This window comes from Klebsiella michiganensis, assembly GCF_015139575.1.
Classification (GTDB): Bacteria; Pseudomonadota; Gammaproteobacteria; order Enterobacterales; family Enterobacteriaceae; genus Klebsiella; species Klebsiella michiganensis.
Genome location: NZ_AP022547.1, coordinates 4,874,027 through 4,892,435, shown reverse-complemented (window position 1 = coordinate 4,892,435; position 18,409 = coordinate 4,874,027). Strand labels below are relative to the sequence as shown.

Annotated in this window: 12 protein-coding genes and 1 pseudogene; 9 read left to right on the top strand and 4 right to left on the bottom strand. The window is 58.8% G+C overall.

Features of this window, described 5'->3' with window-relative positions; all coding sequences use genetic code 11:
• Positions 1-109: 109 nt before the first annotated feature.
• Positions 110-3,379, top strand: coding sequence for a pullulanase-type alpha-1,6-glucosidase (gene pulA / locus JLG71_RS22945; protein WP_200913837.1), 3,270 nt, complete (start codon positions 110-112; stop codon positions 3,377-3,379).
• Positions 3,380-3,450: 71 nt separating this feature from the next.
• A complete protein-coding gene (gene gspB, locus JLG71_RS22940) occupies positions 3,451-3,975 on the top strand; it encodes a type II secretion system assembly factor GspB (protein WP_025107372.1) in 525 nt (174 codons plus the stop codon).
• 28 nt (positions 3,976-4,003) lie between these two features.
• On the opposite strand, the gene pulS is transcribed toward gspB, so the two are convergent.
• On the bottom strand, positions 4,004-4,381 hold the full coding sequence (gene pulS / locus JLG71_RS22935; protein WP_004098724.1) for a GspS family T2SS pilot lipoprotein variant PulS: 378 nt from the start codon (positions 4,379-4,381) through the stop codon (positions 4,004-4,006).
• A 572-nt stretch (positions 4,382-4,953) separates the two neighbouring features.
• Between pulS and mrcB the strand changes: the two genes are divergently transcribed.
• The 5 genes from mrcB (at position 4,954) to fhuB (ending at position 13,700) form a co-directional block, all read left to right on the top strand.
• Complete coding sequence (mrcB, locus tag JLG71_RS22930; protein WP_200913836.1) at positions 4,954-7,509, top strand: bifunctional glycosyl transferase/transpeptidase; 2,556 nt, start codon at positions 4,954-4,956, stop codon at positions 7,507-7,509.
• 274 nt (positions 7,510-7,783) lie between these two features.
• Entirely contained in the window at positions 7,784-9,988 is a 2,205-nt protein-coding gene (gene fhuA, locus JLG71_RS22925; protein ID WP_049082182.1) for a ferrichrome porin FhuA, read from the top strand.
• Between the two features lie 45 nt (positions 9,989-10,033).
• Complete coding sequence (gene fhuC / locus JLG71_RS22920) at positions 10,034-10,831, top strand: Fe3+-hydroxamate ABC transporter ATP-binding protein FhuC (protein WP_004098728.1); 798 nt, start codon at positions 10,034-10,036, stop codon at positions 10,829-10,831.
• A complete protein-coding gene (gene fhuD / locus JLG71_RS22915) occupies positions 10,831-11,721 on the top strand; it encodes a Fe(3+)-hydroxamate ABC transporter substrate-binding protein FhuD (protein WP_064358581.1) in 891 nt (296 codons plus the stop codon). The genes fhuC and fhuD overlap by 1 nt, the downstream gene beginning before the upstream one ends.
• On the top strand, positions 11,718-13,700 hold the full coding sequence (gene fhuB / locus JLG71_RS22910) for a Fe(3+)-hydroxamate ABC transporter permease FhuB (protein ID WP_064358580.1): 1,983 nt from the start codon (positions 11,718-11,720) through the stop codon (positions 13,698-13,700). Before fhuD ends, fhuB begins: the two co-directional genes overlap by 4 nt.
• Positions 13,701-13,814: 114 nt before the next feature.
• On the opposite strand, the pseudogene JLG71_RS28645 reads toward fhuB, so the two are convergent.
• Positions 13,815-13,973 (bottom strand): annotated as a pseudogene (locus JLG71_RS28645) (Rpn family recombination-promoting nuclease/putative transposase); the annotation flags it as partial.
• A gap of 270 nt (positions 13,974-14,243) precedes the next feature.
• Complete coding sequence (gene hemL, locus JLG71_RS22900) at positions 14,244-15,524, bottom strand: glutamate-1-semialdehyde 2,1-aminomutase (protein WP_025107379.1); 1,281 nt, start codon at positions 15,522-15,524, stop codon at positions 14,244-14,246.
• Between the two features lie 180 nt (positions 15,525-15,704).
• Here hemL and clcA point away from each other — a divergent pair, with 180 nt between their 5' ends.
• Both clcA and erpA read left to right on the top strand, forming a co-directional pair.
• On the top strand, positions 15,705-17,123 hold the full coding sequence (gene clcA / locus JLG71_RS22895; protein WP_032694441.1) for a H(+)/Cl(-) exchange transporter ClcA: 1,419 nt from the start codon (positions 15,705-15,707) through the stop codon (positions 17,121-17,123).
• 81 nt (positions 17,124-17,204) lie between these two features.
• The gene (gene erpA / locus JLG71_RS22890; RefSeq protein WP_004098733.1) at positions 17,205-17,549 is read left to right on the top strand and encodes an iron-sulfur cluster insertion protein ErpA; all 345 of its coding nucleotides are present in this window, start codon (positions 17,205-17,207) and stop codon (positions 17,547-17,549) included.
• A gap of 99 nt (positions 17,550-17,648) precedes the next feature.
• Here erpA and JLG71_RS22885 read toward each other — a convergent pair whose 3' ends face one another.
• Positions 17,649-18,272 carry a TRIC cation channel family protein gene (locus tag JLG71_RS22885; protein WP_009654554.1) on the bottom strand — a complete coding sequence of 208 codons (624 nt, stop codon included), beginning with the start codon at positions 18,270-18,272 and terminating at the stop codon, positions 17,649-17,651.
• Positions 18,273-18,409 lie beyond the last annotated feature (137 nt).

The window sequence follows — 18,409 nt, the reverse complement described above, 5'->3', positions numbered from 1 at the left end:
CTTTAAAGATATGCTCGTTATTTTTTTTTATGGTGCTTAAGTGCGCCAGGAATAGTTTCGCGTATATAACCCTTCATATAATTTAATCAGCATGTATAGGGACTATCGAATGCTCAGATATACCCGTAATGCCCTGGTTCTGGGATCGCTGGTTTTACTTAGCGGCTGCGATAACGGATCCTCTTCTTCCTCTGGAAATCCCGACACTCCTGGTAATCAGGATGTGGTTGTACGTTTACCTGACGTTGCCGTACCCGGCGAAGCGGCCACGGCGACAGAAAAGCAGGCGGTCATTCACCTGGTGGATATCGCCGGCATCACCAGCAGTAGCGCTGCGGACTACAGCAGTAAAAACCTCTACTTATGGAACAACGAAACCTGCGACGCGCTGAGCGCGCCGGTAGCGGACTGGAATGACGTCAGCACCACGCCGAGCGGCAGCGATAAATATGGCCCGTACTGGGTGATCCCGCTCAACAAAGAGAGCGGCTGTATTAACGTTATCGTTCGCGACGGCACCGATAAGCTGATCGATAGCGACCTGCGGGTGTCGTTTGGCGACTTTACCGATCGTACGGTATCGGTGATCGCCGGCAACAGCGCGGTCTATGACTCCCGCGCCGACGCCTTCCGCGCCGCTTTTGGCGTCGCGCTGGCCGAAGCCCACTGGGTCGATAAAAATACGCTGCTGTGGCCGGGCGGGCAGGATAAGCCCCTCGTGCGCCTCTACTACAGCCACAGCAGTAAAGTGGCGGCCGACGGCGAAGGCAAATTTACCGACCGCTATCTGAAACTGACGCCGACTACCGTCAGCCAGCAGGTCAGCATGCGCTTCCCGCACCTTTCCAGCTATGCGGCCTTTAAGCTGCCGGACAACGCCAACGTTGACGAGCTGCTGCAGGGAGAAACGGTCGCCATTGCCGCCGCAGAGGACGGGATCCTGATTTCCGCCACCCAGGTACAGACGGCGGGCGTGCTGGATGATACCTATGCCGAAGCGGCGGAAGCCCTGAGCTACGGCGCGCAGCTGGCCGACGGCGGCGTCACCTTCCGCGTCTGGGCGCCGACCGCTCAGCAGGTGGATGTGGTGGTCTACAGCGCGGACAAAAAAGTGATTGGCAGCCATCCGATGACCCGCGACAGCGCTTCCGGCGCGTGGTCGTGGCAGGGCGGTAGCGATCTGAAAGGCGCGTTCTACCGCTATGCGATGACGGTTTATCACCCGCAGTCGCGCAAGGTTGAACAGTACGAAGTCACCGACCCGTATGCGCATAGCCTGTCGACCAACTCGGAGTACAGCCAGGTGGTCGATCTCAACGACAGCGCCCTGAAGCCTGACGGCTGGGATAGCCTGACGATGCCGCATGCCCAGAAGACAAAAGCGGATTTAGCGAAGATGACGATTCATGAATCGCATATTCGCGATCTCTCCGCCTGGGACCAGACCGTTCCTGCCGAACTGCGCGGTAAATACCTTGCGTTGACCGCCGGCGACAGCAATATGGTGCAGCATCTGAAGAAGCTCTCCGCTTCAGGCGTCACGCACGTTGAACTGCTGCCGGTCTTCGATCTGGCGACGGTAAACGAGTTCAGCGACAAAGTCGCCGATATTCAGCAGCCGTTCAGCCGCCTGTGCGAAGTGAACAGCGCGGTGAAAAGCAGCGAGTTCGCCGGATACTGCGACAGCGGTTCCACCGTGGAAGAGGTGCTGAATCAGCTTAAGCAGAGCGATAGCCAGGATAATCCGCAGGTGCAGGCGCTGAATACGCTGGTGGCGCAGACCGACTCCTACAACTGGGGCTACGATCCGTTCCACTACACGGTTCCGGAAGGCTCCTACGCGACCGATCCGGAAGGCACGACGCGCATCAAAGAGTTCCGCACCATGATTCAGGCGATCAAGCAGGATCTGGGGATGAACGTCATTATGGACGTGGTATACAACCACACCAACGCCGCGGGCCCGACCGACCGCACGTCGGTGCTGGATAAGATCGTACCCTGGTACTATCAGCGTCTGAATGAAATTACCGGCAGCGTTGAATCCGCCACCTGCTGTTCCGACTCTGCGCCGGAGCATCGGATGTTCGCCAAGCTGATCGCCGATTCGTTGGCGGTGTGGACCACGGACTATAAAATCGATGGCTTCCGCTTCGATCTGATGGGCTATCACCCGAAAGCGCAAATTCTGTCGGCGTGGGAGCGCATTAAGGCCCTGAACCCGGATATCTACTTCTTCGGCGAAGGCTGGGACTCTAACCAGAGCGATCGTTTTGAAATCGCCTCGCAGATCAACCTGAAAGGTACCGGCATCGGCACGTTCTCCGATCGCCTGCGCGACTCCGTGCGCGGCGGCGGCCCGTTCGATTCCGGCGATGCTCTGCGTCAGAACCAGGGCGTCGGCAGCGGCGCGGGCGTGTTGCCAAACGAACTCGCCAGCCTGAGCGATGACCAGGTGCGTCATCTGGCCGATCTGACCCGTCTGGGCATGGCCGGTAACCTCGCTGACTTTGTGATGATCGACAAAGACGGCGCGGTGAAGAAAGGCAGCGAAATTGACTATAACGGCGCGCCTGGCGGCTATGCCGCAGACCCGACGGAAGTCGTCAACTATGTTTCGAAGCACGACAACCAGACGCTGTGGGACATGATCAGCTATAAAGCGTCCCAGGAAGCCGACCTGGCAACCCGCGTTCGCATGCAGGCCGTTTCGCTGGCGACGGTGATGCTTGGGCAGGGGATCGCTTTCGACCAGCAGGGTTCTGAACTGCTGCGCTCGAAATCCTTTACCCGCGACTCCTACGACTCCGGCGACTGGTTCAACCGCGTGGATTATTCCCTGCAGGATAACAACTACAACGTTGGGATGCCGCCCATTAGCGATGACGGCAGCAACTATGACGTGATTACTCGCGTCAAAGAGATGGTTGCCACTCCGGGCGAAGCGGAGCTGAAGCAGATGACCGCATTCTACCAGGAGCTGACCGAGCTGCGTAAATCCTCCCCGCTGTTCACCTTAGGCGACGGCAGCGCGGTGATGAAGCGCGTTGATTTCCGTAATACCGGTTCAGACCAGCAGGCCGGTCTGCTGGTTATGACCGTGGATGACGGAGTGAAAGCGGGCGCCAGCCTGGATAGCCGTCTTGACGGCCTGGTGGTGGTGATTAACGCCGCGCCGGAAAGCCGTACGCTGAATGAGTTTGCCGGTGAAACGCTGCAGCTGAGCGCGATCCAGCAGGCGGCGGGCGAAAATTCGCTGGCAAACGGCGTGCAGATTGCCGCTGACGGCACGGTCACGCTGCCGGCATGGTCGGTGGCGGTGCTGGAAATGCCGCAGGGCGATGCCCAGGGCGCCGGGCTGCCGGTCAGCAGCAAGTAAGACCTGAACCTCCCGGCCCGCGGCGTCATAACCACGGGCCGGGATGGCGTGTCTTGATTAAGGAGAAGCCCGTGCTTGTTCGTCAGCAAGAGCCGTACCCGCAGTCCGCGCCCCCGGCGGTAGTTGGAAAAATGGTGCAGATCCCCTATGTGACCGTACCGCTGTACGCCGCGCTGCTGATTGCGCTCGGCTGGTTCGGCGGCGAGCAGTGGCGGAATAAGCCCGAGCCGCAGCCGATGAGGCAGCCGGTAGCGCATGCGGCGTTAGTGCCGCTGAATCAACCGGCGGTCAAAACTGCCGTGACGGCGGTTAAAGCCAAGCCAGAAATGAAGGCTGAACCAGAAATAGCGATCGATGAAGATACTCTGCCGCCTCTGCGCTATAGCGCGCACGTCTACGCCTCGCTGGCGGAGAAACGCAGCATTGTATTAAACGGCCAGTCCTGGAAGGAGGGCGACTCGCCGTTGCCGAACCTGGTTATTGAGCAGATTCAGCAGGATCTCACCGTATTTAGCTTCAACGGTAAAACGTTTACCCTCGCGGCGCTGGATGACTGGCCGGGCGGGGCGATTGAGGAGAGTCCGCAGGCTGAATAAAATAGTGCGAGCGGAATAAAAATAAGCGCTATTTATTGCCGCGCAGGCTATCAATAAATGGCGCCAGCTGGCGATTAAACTGGCTGCATTTTGTGGCTTCCGGGGTACTGTCCTGCTGGAGCTGTTGATATAGCTGCGCGCTGCGCTGACTTAGCAGATTATCGTCAATATTCGCCCATCCGCGTTTTTTACCCACGTTTATTGCCGCACGATTAATCGCTTCATCGGCGGGCAGATCGCTGCGGTTGCATTTATTCTTTAGATAGCGCGCCCCGGCGGCGACGGAGGCGAGCTGCTCAAGCTGGGCCTGACCGCTCACGGCAGGACTGAGGGTTGTCGAACGATTTTGCTGACAGCCTGAGAGCAGGGCGACCGCCATAAGCGGGAATAGAATAAAGTTGCGCATAATATATTAATCGGAAAAATTAATTGGCTGACAGTTTAACAAATATTTGTCCGCAGTCATCAGAAAATCTGCCAAATTATCAATGTTAAGCGGCTCGCTTTTTTATCATTGTCGTCTTTTAAATTTGTTTTTCTTTCACCTGCATGATTTTTCTTTTATGGCGGAAATACTATTTTCCGGCGTTGCCGTTCCGCTTTCTTTTGGCGGCATGTAGAAGGATACGGACGGACATGTTTATGTTGTTAAAAAACATAATAATTTCCCTTTTGTTACCTGATGAGCATGTAAAATGCTGGTTAAGAATGTCGCGGTTTAGTGCTATCCTGTATCGCCTGGACAACAAGTACCGTGTCCCGAACTATTCTGTCGATGAAGCCGGTAACAATGTGATTTGTATGGTGAATTTTTAAAGTGAAAATCATGCGAGCGACATGATAACGCGTCGCGCAGTTCATAAATGGTCGCCTGAAAGCCAAAACGGTCGGGCGTCAATTTGAGAGATTTCTTCTTTCCCCCAATCGGGGAAACATTGAGAATCAGGCCTTTACGCCTGTAAGTTGCGGAGAAAAAGCATGGCGGGAGATGACCGCGAGCCGATCGGACGTAAGGGGAGACCCTCGCGCCCGGCAAAACAAAAGGTAACTCGCCGTCGGGTCCGGGAAGACGACTACGACGACGATTACGATGATGATGACTATGAGGATGAAAAACCGATGCCGCGGAAAGGAAAAGGCAAAGGCGGTAAACCCCCTCGTCGTAAACGCGCCTGGCTATGGCTGCTGATTAAGATTGGGGTCGTCTGCGCGGTGTTGATTGCCGCCTATGGCGTCTACCTCGATCAGAAAATCCGCAGCCGCATCGACGGTAAAGTCTGGGATCTGCCCGCGGCGGTTTATGGCCGGATGGTCAATCTTGAGCCGGATATGCAGATCAGCAAAAACGAAATGGTGCGCCTGCTCAACGCCACGCAGTATCGCCAGGTGAGCGCGATGACGCGCCCGGGCGAATACACGGTACAGGCCAACAGTATCGAGATGATCCGCCGTCCGTTCGATTTCCCGGACAGTAAAGAAGGGCAGGTGCGCGCGCGTCTGACCTTTAATGGCGATCGTCTGGACACCATCGAGAATATGGATAACAACCGCCAGTTCGGTTTCTTCCGTCTCGATCCGCGCCTGATCACCATGCTGCAATCGGCCAACGGCGAACAGCGTCTGTTTGTTAAGCGCAACGGCTTCCCGGATCTGCTGGTCGATACCCTGCTGGCGACGGAAGACCGCCATTTCTACGAACACGACGGCATCAGCCTCTACTCGATTGGCCGCGCGGTGCTGGCGAACCTGACCGCCGGGCGTACGGTGCAGGGCGCGAGTACGCTGACCCAGCAGCTGGTGAAGAACCTGTTCCTCTCCAGCGAACGTTCGTACTGGCGCAAGATTAATGAAGCCTATATGGCGCTGATCGTCGATGCCCGCTACAGCAAGGATCGTATCCTTGAGCTGTACATGAACGAGGTGTACCTCGGTCAGAGTGGCGATAACGAGATCCGCGGCTTCCCGCTGGCGAGCCTCTATTACTTTGGTCGTCCGGTGGAAGAGCTGAGCCTCGATCAGCAGGCGCTGCTGGTGGGGATGGTAAAAGGCGCGTCGGTCTACAACCCGTGGCGTAACCCGAAGCTGGCGCTGGAGCGACGCAACCTCGTGCTGCGTCTGCTGCAGCAGCAGCAGGTTATCGATCAGGAGCTGTATGACATGCTGAGCGCGCGTCCGCTGGGCGTACAGCCGCGCGGCGGGGTGATCTCTCCGCAGCCGGCGTTTATGCAGATGGTACGCCAGGAGCTGCAGGCGAAGCTGGGCGACAAAGTGAAAGATCTCTCCGGCGTGAAGATCTTTACCACCTTCGACTCGGTCGCGCAGGACGCGGCGGAAAAAGCGGCGACGGAAGGTATTCCGGCGCTGAAGAAACAGCGTAAGCTGCCGGATCTGGAAACCGCGATGGTGGTGGTCGACCGCTTCACCGGCGAGGTGCGGGCGATGGTCGGCGGCGCGGAGCCGCAGTTTGCCGGCTATAACCGCGCGATGCAGGCGCGCCGTTCAATTGGTTCACTGGCAAAACCGGCGACCTATCTGACCGCGCTAAGCCAGCCGAACCAGTATCGTCTCAATACCTGGATTGCCGATGCGCCTATCTCGATTCGCCTGTCCAACGGCCAGACGTGGTCGCCGCAGAACGACGATCGTCGCTACAGCGATAGCGGTAAAGTGATGCTGGTTGACGCGCTGACGCGTTCAATGAACGTGCCGACGGTGAACCTTGGGATGGCGCTGGGTCTGCCGGCGGTGGTCGATACCTGGACTAAGCTGGGCGCGCCGAAGAATCAGCTGAACGCCGTGCCGTCTATGCTGCTGGGGGCGCTGAACCTGACGCCGATTGAAGTGGCGCAGGCGTTCCAGACCATTGCCAGCGGGGGTAACCGCGCACCGCTGTCCGCGCTGCGTTCCGTTATCGCTGAAGATGGTACCGTGCTCTATCAGAGCTATCCGCAGGCGGAACGCGCGGTGCCGGCGCAGGCGGCGTATATGACGCTATGGACCATGCAGCAGGTGGTGCAGCGCGGTACCGGTCGCCAGCTGGGCGCGAAGTATCCGGGCCTGCATCTGGCGGGTAAAACCGGGACCACCAACAACAACGTTGATACCTGGTTTGCCGGTATTGACGGCGGTCAGGTGACCATTACCTGGGTGGGTCGCGATAATAACCAGCCGACCAAGCTGTACGGCGCCAGCGGCGCGATGTCAATTTATCAGCGCTACCTGGCTAACCAGACGCCGACGCCGCTGGTGCTGACTCCGCCTGAAGACGTGGTGGATATGGGCGTCGATGGCAGCGGTAACTTTGTCTGCAGCGGCGGCATGCGCTCGCTGCCGGTATGGACGACCACGCCGGACGCGCTGTGCCGCCAGGGCGAACAGATCCAACAGCAGCAGCTTGAGCAGCAGCAGGCGAATAACCCGTTCAATCAGTCCGGGCAGCAGCCGCAGCAGCAAAATCAGCAGCAGCAACCGCCGAAGCAGGAGAAGAGCGATGGCGTAGCGGGCTGGATTAAGGATATGTTCGGCAGCAATTAACCCGCCGCTGCATCCTGTAAACCGGCGCTGTGTCGGTTGAATGGAGGCGGAAATATAGGCCCTCTACTACCCCGGTAGTAGAGGGCCTTTTTATCTCTGTCATTTAATTAACAGCCGTTTAACCCCACACTTACCGTCTGGTTATTTATTCATCCTTTGATCGCTCACAGGGGGCATATTTCTTGCCTTGCCGCGCGCGTTTCGCCTATTATGTCACCCGTTATAATAATAATTCTCGTTTACGTTATCATTCACTTCTATTAGAGATATACCCATGGCGCGTCTTAAAACTGCTCAGCCAAATCACTCGCTGCGTAAAATCGCAGTTGTAGTAGCCACGGCGGTTAGCGGCATGTCTGTTTATGCACAGGCGGCAGTTGAACCGAAAGAAGAAACCATTACCGTCACCGCCGCTCCGGCCCCGCAGGAGAGCGCCTGGGGACCGGCAGCGACCATCGCGGCGAAACATTCGGCTACCGCAACAAAAACCGATACCCCCATCGAAAAAACGCCGCAGTCTATTTCCGTGGTGACCCGTCAGGAAATGGAGATGAAGCAGCCGACGACGGTGAAAGAAGCGCTGGCCTATACGCCGGGCGTATTCTCGACTCGCGGCAGCTCAACCACCTATGATGTGGTGACGATTCGTGGTTTCACCACGTCGACAACGGTGAATACCAACCAGTATCTGGATGGGATGAAGCTGCAGGGTAATAACTATTCCGAAGTATCGATGGACCCTTATTTCCTCGAACGTGTTGAGGTGATGCGCGGGCCAACGTCGGTGCTGTACGGCAACAGCAACCCTGGCGGTATCGTCAGCATGGTCAGCAAGCGTCCGACCACTGAGCCGCTGAAAGAAATCCAGTTTAAAATGGGCACCGATAATCTGTGGCAGACGGGATTTGATTTCAGCGACGCCATTGATGATGACGGCGTGTGGTCTTATCGTCTGACCGGTTTGGGCCGCAGCCAGGACGCCCAGCAGCAAATGGCGAAGTCTACCCGTTACGCGGTCGCCCCCTCCTTTAGCTGGCGTCCGGATGACAAAACGGACTTCACTTTCCTGAGTAATTTCCAGAGCGATCCGTATGCCGGATATTACGGCTGGCTGCCGCGTGAAGGGACGGTGGTGCCGTATTACGACGCCAACGGTAAGGCGCATAAGCTGCCGACGGACTTTAACGAAGGCGAGGCGGATAATAAGATGTCCCGCCGTCAGCAGATGGTGGGCTACAGCTTCTCGCATCAGTTTGATGATACTTTCACCGTACGTCAGAACCTGCGTTATGCCAACGTCCATACCCTCTATCGTTCGGTCTACGGCAACGGATATACGCCGACAGGCAAAATCAACCGTGCGTATGTTCGCTCTGATGAGAACCTTAATACGTTTACCGTTGATACTCAGCTGCAGTCTGATTTCGCTACTGGCGCGGTAGGGCACACTCTGTTAACCGGCGTGGATTATTCGCGCATGCGCAATGATGTGAACGCCGATTACGGGACGGCTTCCGCGCTTGACATGCAGAATCCGCAGTACGGCAATGCAAACGTTAGCGTTAACTTCCCCTATTCAGTGCTGAACCGTATGGAGCAGACCGGTCTCTATGCCCAGGATCAGATGGCGTGGGATAAGTGGGTGATGACGCTGGGGGGCCGCTACGACTATGCAATGGCTTCAACCCTGACGCGCCCTGCGAATACCCTCGCCAAAAATCACGATCAGCAGTTCACCTGGCGCGGCGGTATTAACTATCTGTTTGATAATGGTATCTCGCCATACTTCAGCTACAGCCAGTCTTTTGAGCCGGTTTCCGGATCGTCGCGGGATGGTAAACCCTTCGATGCTTCCCACGGCGAACAGTATGAAGCCGGGGTGAAGTACGTACCGAAGGATATGCCGGTCGTGCTGACCGCCGCGGTATATCAGCTGACCAAAGATAAAAACCTGACGGCGGATCCGAACAACGCCTCGTTCAGCATTCAGACGGGCGAAATCCGCTCTCGCGGGATTGAGCTGGAGGCGAAGGCGGCGGTTAACGCCAACGTCAACGTGACGGCTTCCTATACCTATACCGACGCCCAATACCAGCATGACACCACCTTTAACGGCAAGCGTCCGGCGGAAGTGCCGCGCAACATGGCGTCGCTGTGGGCCGACTACACCTTCCACGAAACCGCGCTGAGCGGCCTGACGGTGGGTGCCGGGGCGCGCTATGTCGGTTCAACGGTAAGCTATTACAAAAACGATACTTCGACGGGGAAAAAAGATGACGCCTTCAACGTCGCGGGCTACGCGTTAATGGATGCCACCGTGAAATATGATTTAGCGCGCTTTGGTCTGCCGGGTTCGTCGATCGGGGTCAACGTCAACAACCTGTTCGATCGCGAATACGTTTCCAGCTGCTATAGCGAGTACGCATGCTACTGGGGCGCTGAGCGCCAGGTTGTGGCGACCGCGACTTTCCGTTTCTAACCACTTAACGGGCGCGGTTCGCCGCGCCTCTGACCAGGTTCCGTTATGCAGGAAATCACTCCGCACTCCGATACGACGTTTTCACTGGACCGCGTGACCTTCCGCGTGCCCGGCAGAACGCTGCTGCATCCTCTGTCGTTAACCTTCCCGGCGGGAAAAGTCACGGGCCTGATTGGCCATAACGGCTCCGGCAAATCGACGCTGCTGAAAATGCTTGGCCGCCATCAGGCGCCCTCGGACGGGGAGGTTTTGCTCGACGGTCAGCCGCTCGACAGCTGGGGGAGTAAAGCCTTTGCCCGCAAAGTGGCTTATCTGCCGCAGCAGCTGCCGCCGGCGGAAGGCATGACGGTGCGTGAGCTGGTGGCGATCGGCCGCTACCCGTGGCACGGAGCGCTGGGGCGTTTTGGCGCGGCGGATCGGGAGAAAGTGGAAGAGGCGATTGCGCTGGTCGGGCTAAAACCGCTGGCCCACCGGCTGGTGGACAGCCTCTCCGGCGGTGAACGCCAGCGCGCGTGGATTGCCATGCTGGTGGCTCAGGATAGCCGCTGCCTGCTGCTCGATGAACCGACCTCGGCGCTGGATATCGCCCACCAGGTGGATGTGCTGGCGCTGGTCCATCGCCTCAGCCAGCAGCGCGGGCTGACGGTGATCGCCGTACTGCATGATATCAATATGGCGGCGCGCTACTGCGACTATCTGGTTGCGCTGCGCGGCGGTGAGATGATCGCTCAGGGAACGCCCGCGGAGCTGATGCGCAGCGAAACCCTGGAACAAATTTACGGCATCCCGATGGGGATTCTGCCGCATCCGGCTGGCGCAGCGCCGGTAAGTTTTGTCTATTGATGGAAAACCTCACATTCATCACGCGGCGGCGCCTGCTGACCGCAATGGCGCTGTCTCCGCTGCTGTGGCAGATGCGCGGCGCGCGGGCGGCGGAAGTGGATCCGCAGCGTATTGTCGCGCTCGAATGGCTGCCGGTAGAGCTGCTGCTGGCGCTGGGCGTCACGCCCTACGGCGTTGCCGATATCCCTAACTACCGGCTGTGGGTCAATGAACCGGCGCTACCTGATTCGGTGATTGACGTCGGGCTGCGTACCGAGCCCAATCTGGAGCTGCTGACGCAGATGAAGCCGTCGTTTCTGGTCTGGTCGGCGGGATACGGCCCGTCGGCGGAAAAGCTGGCGCGTATTGCGCCCGGACGAGGATTCACCTTCAGCGACGGCAAGCGCCCGCTGATGATGGCTCAGCAGTCGCTTAGCGAAATGGCTGATCTGATCGGCAGGCAGCGGGAAGCGAAGCGCCATCTGGCGGAATTTGACGCGCTGATGGAGAGCCTGCGTCCGCGCTTTGCCCGCCGCGGCGATCGTCCGCTGCTGATGATTACTCTGCTTGATAGCCGTCACGTGCTGGTTTTTGCGCAAAACTGCCTGTTCCAGGAGGTGCTCGACCGCTTTGCCATCAAAAATGCCTGGCAGGGCGAAACCACCTTCTGGGGCAGCGTCACCGTTGGCATTGACCGGCTGGCGGCCTACAGAGACGCCGACGTTATCTGCTTCGACCACGGCAATGCGCGGGAGATGGCGCAGCTTATGGCGACGCCGCTGTGGCGAGCGATGCCGTTTGTTCGCGCAGGGCATTTTCAGCGCGTCCCGGCGGTGTGGTTCTATGGCGCGACGCTATCGGCGATGCATTTTGCCCGCGTGCTGGCCGACGCTCAGGGAGGCCCGGCATGAGATCGCGAATTTCGCCTTTGGCGACACCACTGCTGTTGACGCTCCTTCTCGTCGCTGCTGCGCTGACGCTGTTCAACCTCAACGTGGCGCTGCCGCGAAGCGAATGGGGGCAGGCGCTTTGGCAGCCGAATATCGATAATATCGCTCAGATGCTGTTCCACTACAGCCTGCTGCCGCGGCTGGCGATATCGCTGCTGGTCGGCGCCGGGCTGGGGCTGGTGGGCGTGCTGTTCCAGCAGGTACTACGTAACCCGCTGGCGGAGCCGACGACGCTCGGCGTGGCGACCGGGGCGCAGCTGGGCATGACGGTCACCACGCTGTGGGCGATCCCTGGCGTGCTGGCGTCGCAGTTCGCCGCGCTGGCCGGGGCGTGCATTGTCGGCGCGCTGGTGTTTGGCGTGTCGTGGGGCAAACGCCTCTCGCCGGTGACGTTGATTCTGGCAGGGCTGGTGGTGAGCCTGTACTGCGGCGCGCTTAATCAACTAATGGCTATTTTCCATCACGATCGGCTGCAAAGTATGTTCCTGTGGAGTACCGGTACCCTGACGCAGACCGACTGGAGCGTGGTGCAGCGGCTGTGGCCGCAGCTGCTGGGCGGAGCGATTTTAACGCTACTGCTGCTGCGTCCGCTGACCCTGATGGGGCTGGACGACGGCGTGGCGCGCAACCTCGGACTGGCGCTCTCGCTGGCGCGGCTGGGGGCGTTGACCCTGGCGATTATCATTAGCGCCCTGTTGGTGAATGCGGTGGGGATTATTGGCTTTATCGGCCTGTTCGCGCCGCTGTTGGCGAAGATGCTGGGCGCGCGTCGCCTCCTCTCGCGCCTGCTGCTGGCGGCCCTGATTGGCGCGCTGCTGCTGTGGCTCTCCGATCAGGTTATCCTCTGGCTGGCCCGGGTGTGGATGGAGATCTCCACCGGTTCGGTGACCGCGCTGATTGGCGCGCCGCTGCTGCTATGGCTGCTGCCGCGCCTGCGCAGCATTAGCGCGCCGGTGATGAACGGTGGCGATAGCGTGCTGGCTGAACGGCAACATGTGCTGTGGTTCGCGCTGGGCGGGCTGGCGATTCTGCTGCTGGCCATCGTCGCGGCGCTGGCTTTCGGCCGCGACGCGCAGGGCTGGCACTGGGCCAGCGGTACGCTACTGGATGAGCTAATGCCCTGGCGCTGGCCGCGCATTCTGGCGGCGCTGTTCGCTGGCGTGATGCTGGCGGTGGCGGGCTGCATTATCCAGCGCTTAACCGGTAATCCGATGGCCAGTCCGGAAGTGCTCGGGATCAGCTCGGGCGCGGCGTTTGGCGTGGTGGTGATGCTGTTCTTCGTGCCGGGAAATGCCTTTGGCTGGCTGCTGCCGGCCGGTAGCCTCGGCGCGGCGGCGACGCTGCTGGTCATTCTGATTGCCGCCGGACGCGGCGGGTTCTCGCCGCATCGCATGCTGCTGGCGGGGATGGCGCTGAGCACGGCGTTTACCATGCTGCTGATGATGCTGCAGGCCAGCGGCGATCCGCGAATGGCGCAGATCCTGACGTGGATTTCCGGCTCAACCTACAGCGCCACGCCGGAGCTCGTGATGCGCAGCGGCGCGGTGATGCTTATTCTGCTGGCGCTGACGCCGCTTTGCCGACGCTGGTTGACGATTCTGCCGCTGGGCGGCGAGGCGGCGAGGGCGGTCGGGATGGCGCTGACGCCGTCACGTATCGGGCTGCTGCTGCTGGCGGCATGTCTGACCGCGGCCGCAACCCTAACGATTGGCCCGCTCAGCTTCGTGGGGTTAATGGCGCCGCATATTGCGCGTATGATGGGATTCCGGCGTACGATGCCGCATATGGCGATCTCCGGCCTGATTGGCGGAGTGCTGCTGGTGTTCGCCGACTGGTGCGGCCGGATGCTGATGTTCCCGTACCAAATCCCGGCAGGATTGCTGTCGACGTTTATCGGCGCGCCGTACTTTATCTATCTGTTGAGAAAGCAGAGCCGGTAGCGTTTCACCATCGCGATGCCCGGCGGGCGTCGCGATGTTATCCCCTTTTTTGCCCGGATTCAGTTGGGACTAACTGCGGAATTCTGCAACTGCTCTAATTCGTTTTCCGTCACGACCGCGCTGCCCCATATAGCTAAAAAACACTTTTAGCTGCTCGGCGGTAGTGTATCCCGCGTTAAGCAGAATCCCCAATTGCTCGAGCAGCAACATGAGATCCCGCTGGCGAATATGCTTTTGCAGGAGCTCCAGGATCGCAATACGCCGGTGCTGCATATCGATATGGGCCAGTAGCTGTTTAAAAATGGCGTCATGCGGTGTAGGGGACGATTGTGTTGTCATTCTGAGCAATCCTTGCGGCTGAGTTTCCGCTGAGAATCTGCTTTTGCCTGCCCATTGTCTGCCGACGATTTTGGGTTCTACGAGGCGGGATGATGACAATCTTTCGAGGCGATCGCGTTTGCATCTTGTTATGCGTGGGCCGACGCAAAATGATGCTTTTAAACAAGATGCGTATTGCCGGGGCAGGGGGCCCCGGCGTTGAGGTTACAGCTTCGCGAAGGCGTTACGCGCGGCGGCGACGGTGTTGTCGATATCTTCTTCGCTATGGGCGATGGACATAAAGCCCGCTTCAAACGCCGACGGCGCCAGGTAGACGCCCTCTTCCAGCATCAGGTGGAAGAAGCGTTTAAACCGCTCGACATCGCATTTGACCACGTCCTGGTAGCAGGTCACGGTTGGCGCGTCGGTAAAGAAAATGCCGAACATGCCGCCGACGTTATTCACCACCAGCGGAATACCGGCATCGCGCGCGGCGTCCAGCAGACCCTGGGCCAGCTGGTTAGTGAGCTCGGTTAGCGTCTCGTGCACGCCGGGCTGCGCCACTTCGGTCAGGCAAGCGAAACCTGCCGCCATCGCGATGGGGTTGCCGGAGAGGGTGCCTGCCTGGTAAACCGGGCCGGTCGGCGCCAGGGCATCCATCACCTCACGACGACCGCCGAATGCGCCAACCGGCATACCGCCGCCGATGATTTTGCCAAGGCAGGTCAGATCCGGCACAACGCCGTAGTAATCCTGCGCGCCGGCCAGCGCCACGCGGAAGCCGGTCATGACTTCATCAATAATCAGCAGCGCGCCGAACTCGTCGCACAGCGCGCGCAGGCCCGGCAGAAACTCCGGCTGCGGCGGGATGCAGTTCATATTACCGGCTACCGGCTCAACGATGATGCAGGCGATATCCTGCGGATACTGTTCGAACGCGGCGCGAACCGATGACAGATCGTTATAGGTGCAGGTCAGGGTGTGTTTGGCGAAGTCCGCCGGCACGCCCGGCGAGTTCGGCTGGCCGAGCGTCAGCGCGCCTGAGCCGGCTTTTACCAGCAGGCAGTCGGCGTGGCCGTGGTAGCAGCCTTCGAACTTGATAATTTTATCACGGCCGGTGAAGCCGCGGGCCAGGCGAATGGCGCTCATGGTGGCTTCGGTACCGGAGTTCACCATGCGGACCATATCCATGGTCGGGACCAGCTCGGTGACCAGCGCCGCCATTTTAACTTCCATCTCCGTCGGCGCGCCAAAGCTCAGGCCGCGTTCGGCGGCTTCAATGACCGCGTTGCGGATGGCCGGATGGTTATGACCCAGCACCATTGGGCCCCAGGAGCCGACATAATCGATATACGCTTTACCATCAACGTCGTAAAGGTAAGCGCCGTCGGCGCGCTCGATAAACAGCGGCGTACCGCCGACGCCGGTGAACGCACGTACCGGAGAGTTCACGCCGCCGGGAATAAGTTCACGCGCAGCGTTATACAGATTTTCAGATTTGCTCATTGCCAGGGTCCTGGTTCGTGAAAAATGTTTTGTCGACTATTCTAAGTTATTCCAGGAAGGTTATGAAAGTTTTGCCCAATTGAAACAATGGGGTCACGGCGCATTTTTTTGACGACGGAGCCTGTCCGGTTGGCTAGAATGACCTTCTTTCTATTTGTATTACTTATTATTGATAATGGCATGAAAGCAGAAAACCCCTCTTCTTCAGCACATCAGTTCGTACGCGTTCGCCGCAGCGATGCCGTGCGTCGGTTGATTCAGCGTGATAAAACGCCGCTGGCGGTGTTATTAATGGCGGCCGTTGTCGGCACGCTGGCGGGGCTGATCGGCGTCGCGTTTGAAAAAAGCGTCAACTGGGTGCAGAACCTGCGCATAGGCGCGCTGGTAGAGGTGGCGGACCACTGGTTTCTGGTCTGGCCGCTGGCCTTTATCCTCTCCGCTTTGCTGGCGATGGTGGGCTATTTTCTCGTCCGTCGTTTTGCGCCGGAAGCGGGCGGATCCGGGATCCCGGAAATTGAAGGCGCGCTGGAGGAGCTGCGTCCCGTTCGCTGGTGGCGCGTACTGCCGGTGAAGTTTATCGGCGGCATGGGGACGCTGGGTGCGGGCATGGTGCTGGGGCGCGAAGGGCCGATGGTGCAGCTTGGGGGCAATCTTGGGCGCATGGTGGTGGACGTTTTTCGCATGCGCAGTCCGGAAGCGCGCCATACGCTGCTGGCGACCGGCGCCGCGGCGGGGCTCTCCGCCGCCTTTAACGCGCCGCTGGCCGGGATTCTGTTTATTATTGAAGAGATGCGCCCGCAGTTTCGCTACAACCTGATCTCCATTAAAGCCGTGTTTACCGGCGTCATTATGGCCACCATCGTCTTCCGTATCTTCAACGGCGATAAAGCGGTTATCGAGGTCGGTAAGCTCAGCAATGCGCCGGTCAACACCCTGTGGCTGTATTTGATCCTCGGGATGATTTTTGGCTGTGTTGGCCCGCTGTTTAATACGCTGGTGCTGCGCACCCAGGATATGTTCCAGCGGCTCCACGGCGGCAACATTAAAAAATGGGTGCTGATTGGCGGCCTGATCGGCGGAAGCTGCGGCGTGCTGGGTCTGATTCAGCCGGCGGCGTCCGGCGGCGGGTTTAACCTGATTCCCATCGCCGCGGCGGGCAATTTTTCCGTCGGCCTGCTGCTGTTTATTTTTATCGCGCGGGTGATTACCACGCTGCTTTGCTTCTCTTCCGGCGCGCCCGGCGGTATCTTTGCGCCGATGCTGGCGCTGGGGACGCTGCTGGGCACGGCGTTTGGCATGGCGGCGACGCCGCTGTTTCCGGCCTATCATCTGGATGCCGGCACCTTTGCCATCGCCGGGATGGGGGCGCTGCTCGCCGCCTCGGTTCGCGCGCCGTTGACCGGCATCGTGCTGGTGCTGGAGATGACCGATAACTATCAGCTCATTTTGCCAATGATTATTACCTGTCTCGGCGCAACACTATTGGCACAATTCCTCGGCGGTAAGCCTTTATACTCGACTATTCTGCAGCGCACCCTGGCAAAACAAAAGGCGGAACAGGAAGCAAAGGCGCAGCCGGTCGGCGGGGAGAATACTTGAACGATTTACTCGGGTATTGGATAATGGCTCAAAAGGTCGGGTTATTCTTTAACCGGTCAGAAGTATCAATGGGAGCATAAAATGAGTGATGACGTAGCGTTGCCGCTGGAGTTTACCGAAGCCGCGGCGATTAAAGTAAAAGACCTGATTGCGGATGAAGACAATCCGAACCTGAAACTGCGCGTGTACATCACCGGTGGTGGCTGCAGCGGTTTCCAGTACGGCTTTACCTTCGACGATCAGGTTAACGAAGGCGATATGACTATCGAGAAGCAGGGCGTCGGCCTGGTGGTTGACCCAATGAGCCTGCAGTATCTGGTCGGCGGCGCCGTCGATTATACCGAAGGTCTGGAAGGCTCGCGTTTTATCGTGACCAACCCGAATGCGAAAAGCACCTGCGGCTGCGGCTCCTCGTTCAGCGTCTAAAGATAGTGCGTCCGGGAGCCTCTTCTCCCCAGTCCTCTCATATAGCGAGAGGGAGCAAACGCTAAAAACGGTAACGTTAAGGTTACCGTTTTGCTTTTATTACCGTCCATTCTCATCAAGCGCGAACGTTGGCAGCTTCAGGTGCCAGCGGATGGCCGCCAGCCTGATGACCAGCGTGACCACCATACCTATCATCGCCGCGTTTTCTAACGGAACCTGAAAGGTGTAGTACGCCGTCGCATGCACGATGCCGCCAACGATGCAGGCCGTCGCGTAGATTTCCGTACGCAGAATCATCGGGATTTCACGCGCCAGCACGTCGCGGATGATCCCCCCGCCGACGCCGGTGACGACCCCCATGCAGACGGCCACCAGCGGTCCGCTATGGGCAAGAAAGGCTTTGTTGACGCCAATACCGACAAATACCGCCAGACCAACGGCGTCCAGCACCGGCAGCACCCATTTGGGTAACCGGCGCGGCTGGCGTACCAGCAGGATAGTGAACATACTGGTGACCATCGCCACCACCAGATCGGTAGGGTCTTTAACCCAAAATACCGGGCCGTTAGCAAGGGCCATATCGCGAATGGTGCCACCGCCCACCGCGGTCACCACGCCTAATACCAGCACGCCGAAAGGGTCCATGCGCAGCTTTCCAGCCAGCAGAACGCCGGAGATGGCAAACACGGCGGTGCCAATGATATCCAGCCAATAGACAAGCATCGTCAGTTCCCACTTAGAGTCTATCCCATTAGGCTTTTTTATTTGCCAGTCTGGCCCCGGGCAGTGCTCACAGCCCCCACGTACCACATGTACGCTCCGGGTGTTCCGCGCCGCCCGTGTCCAAACTGGCTGCAACA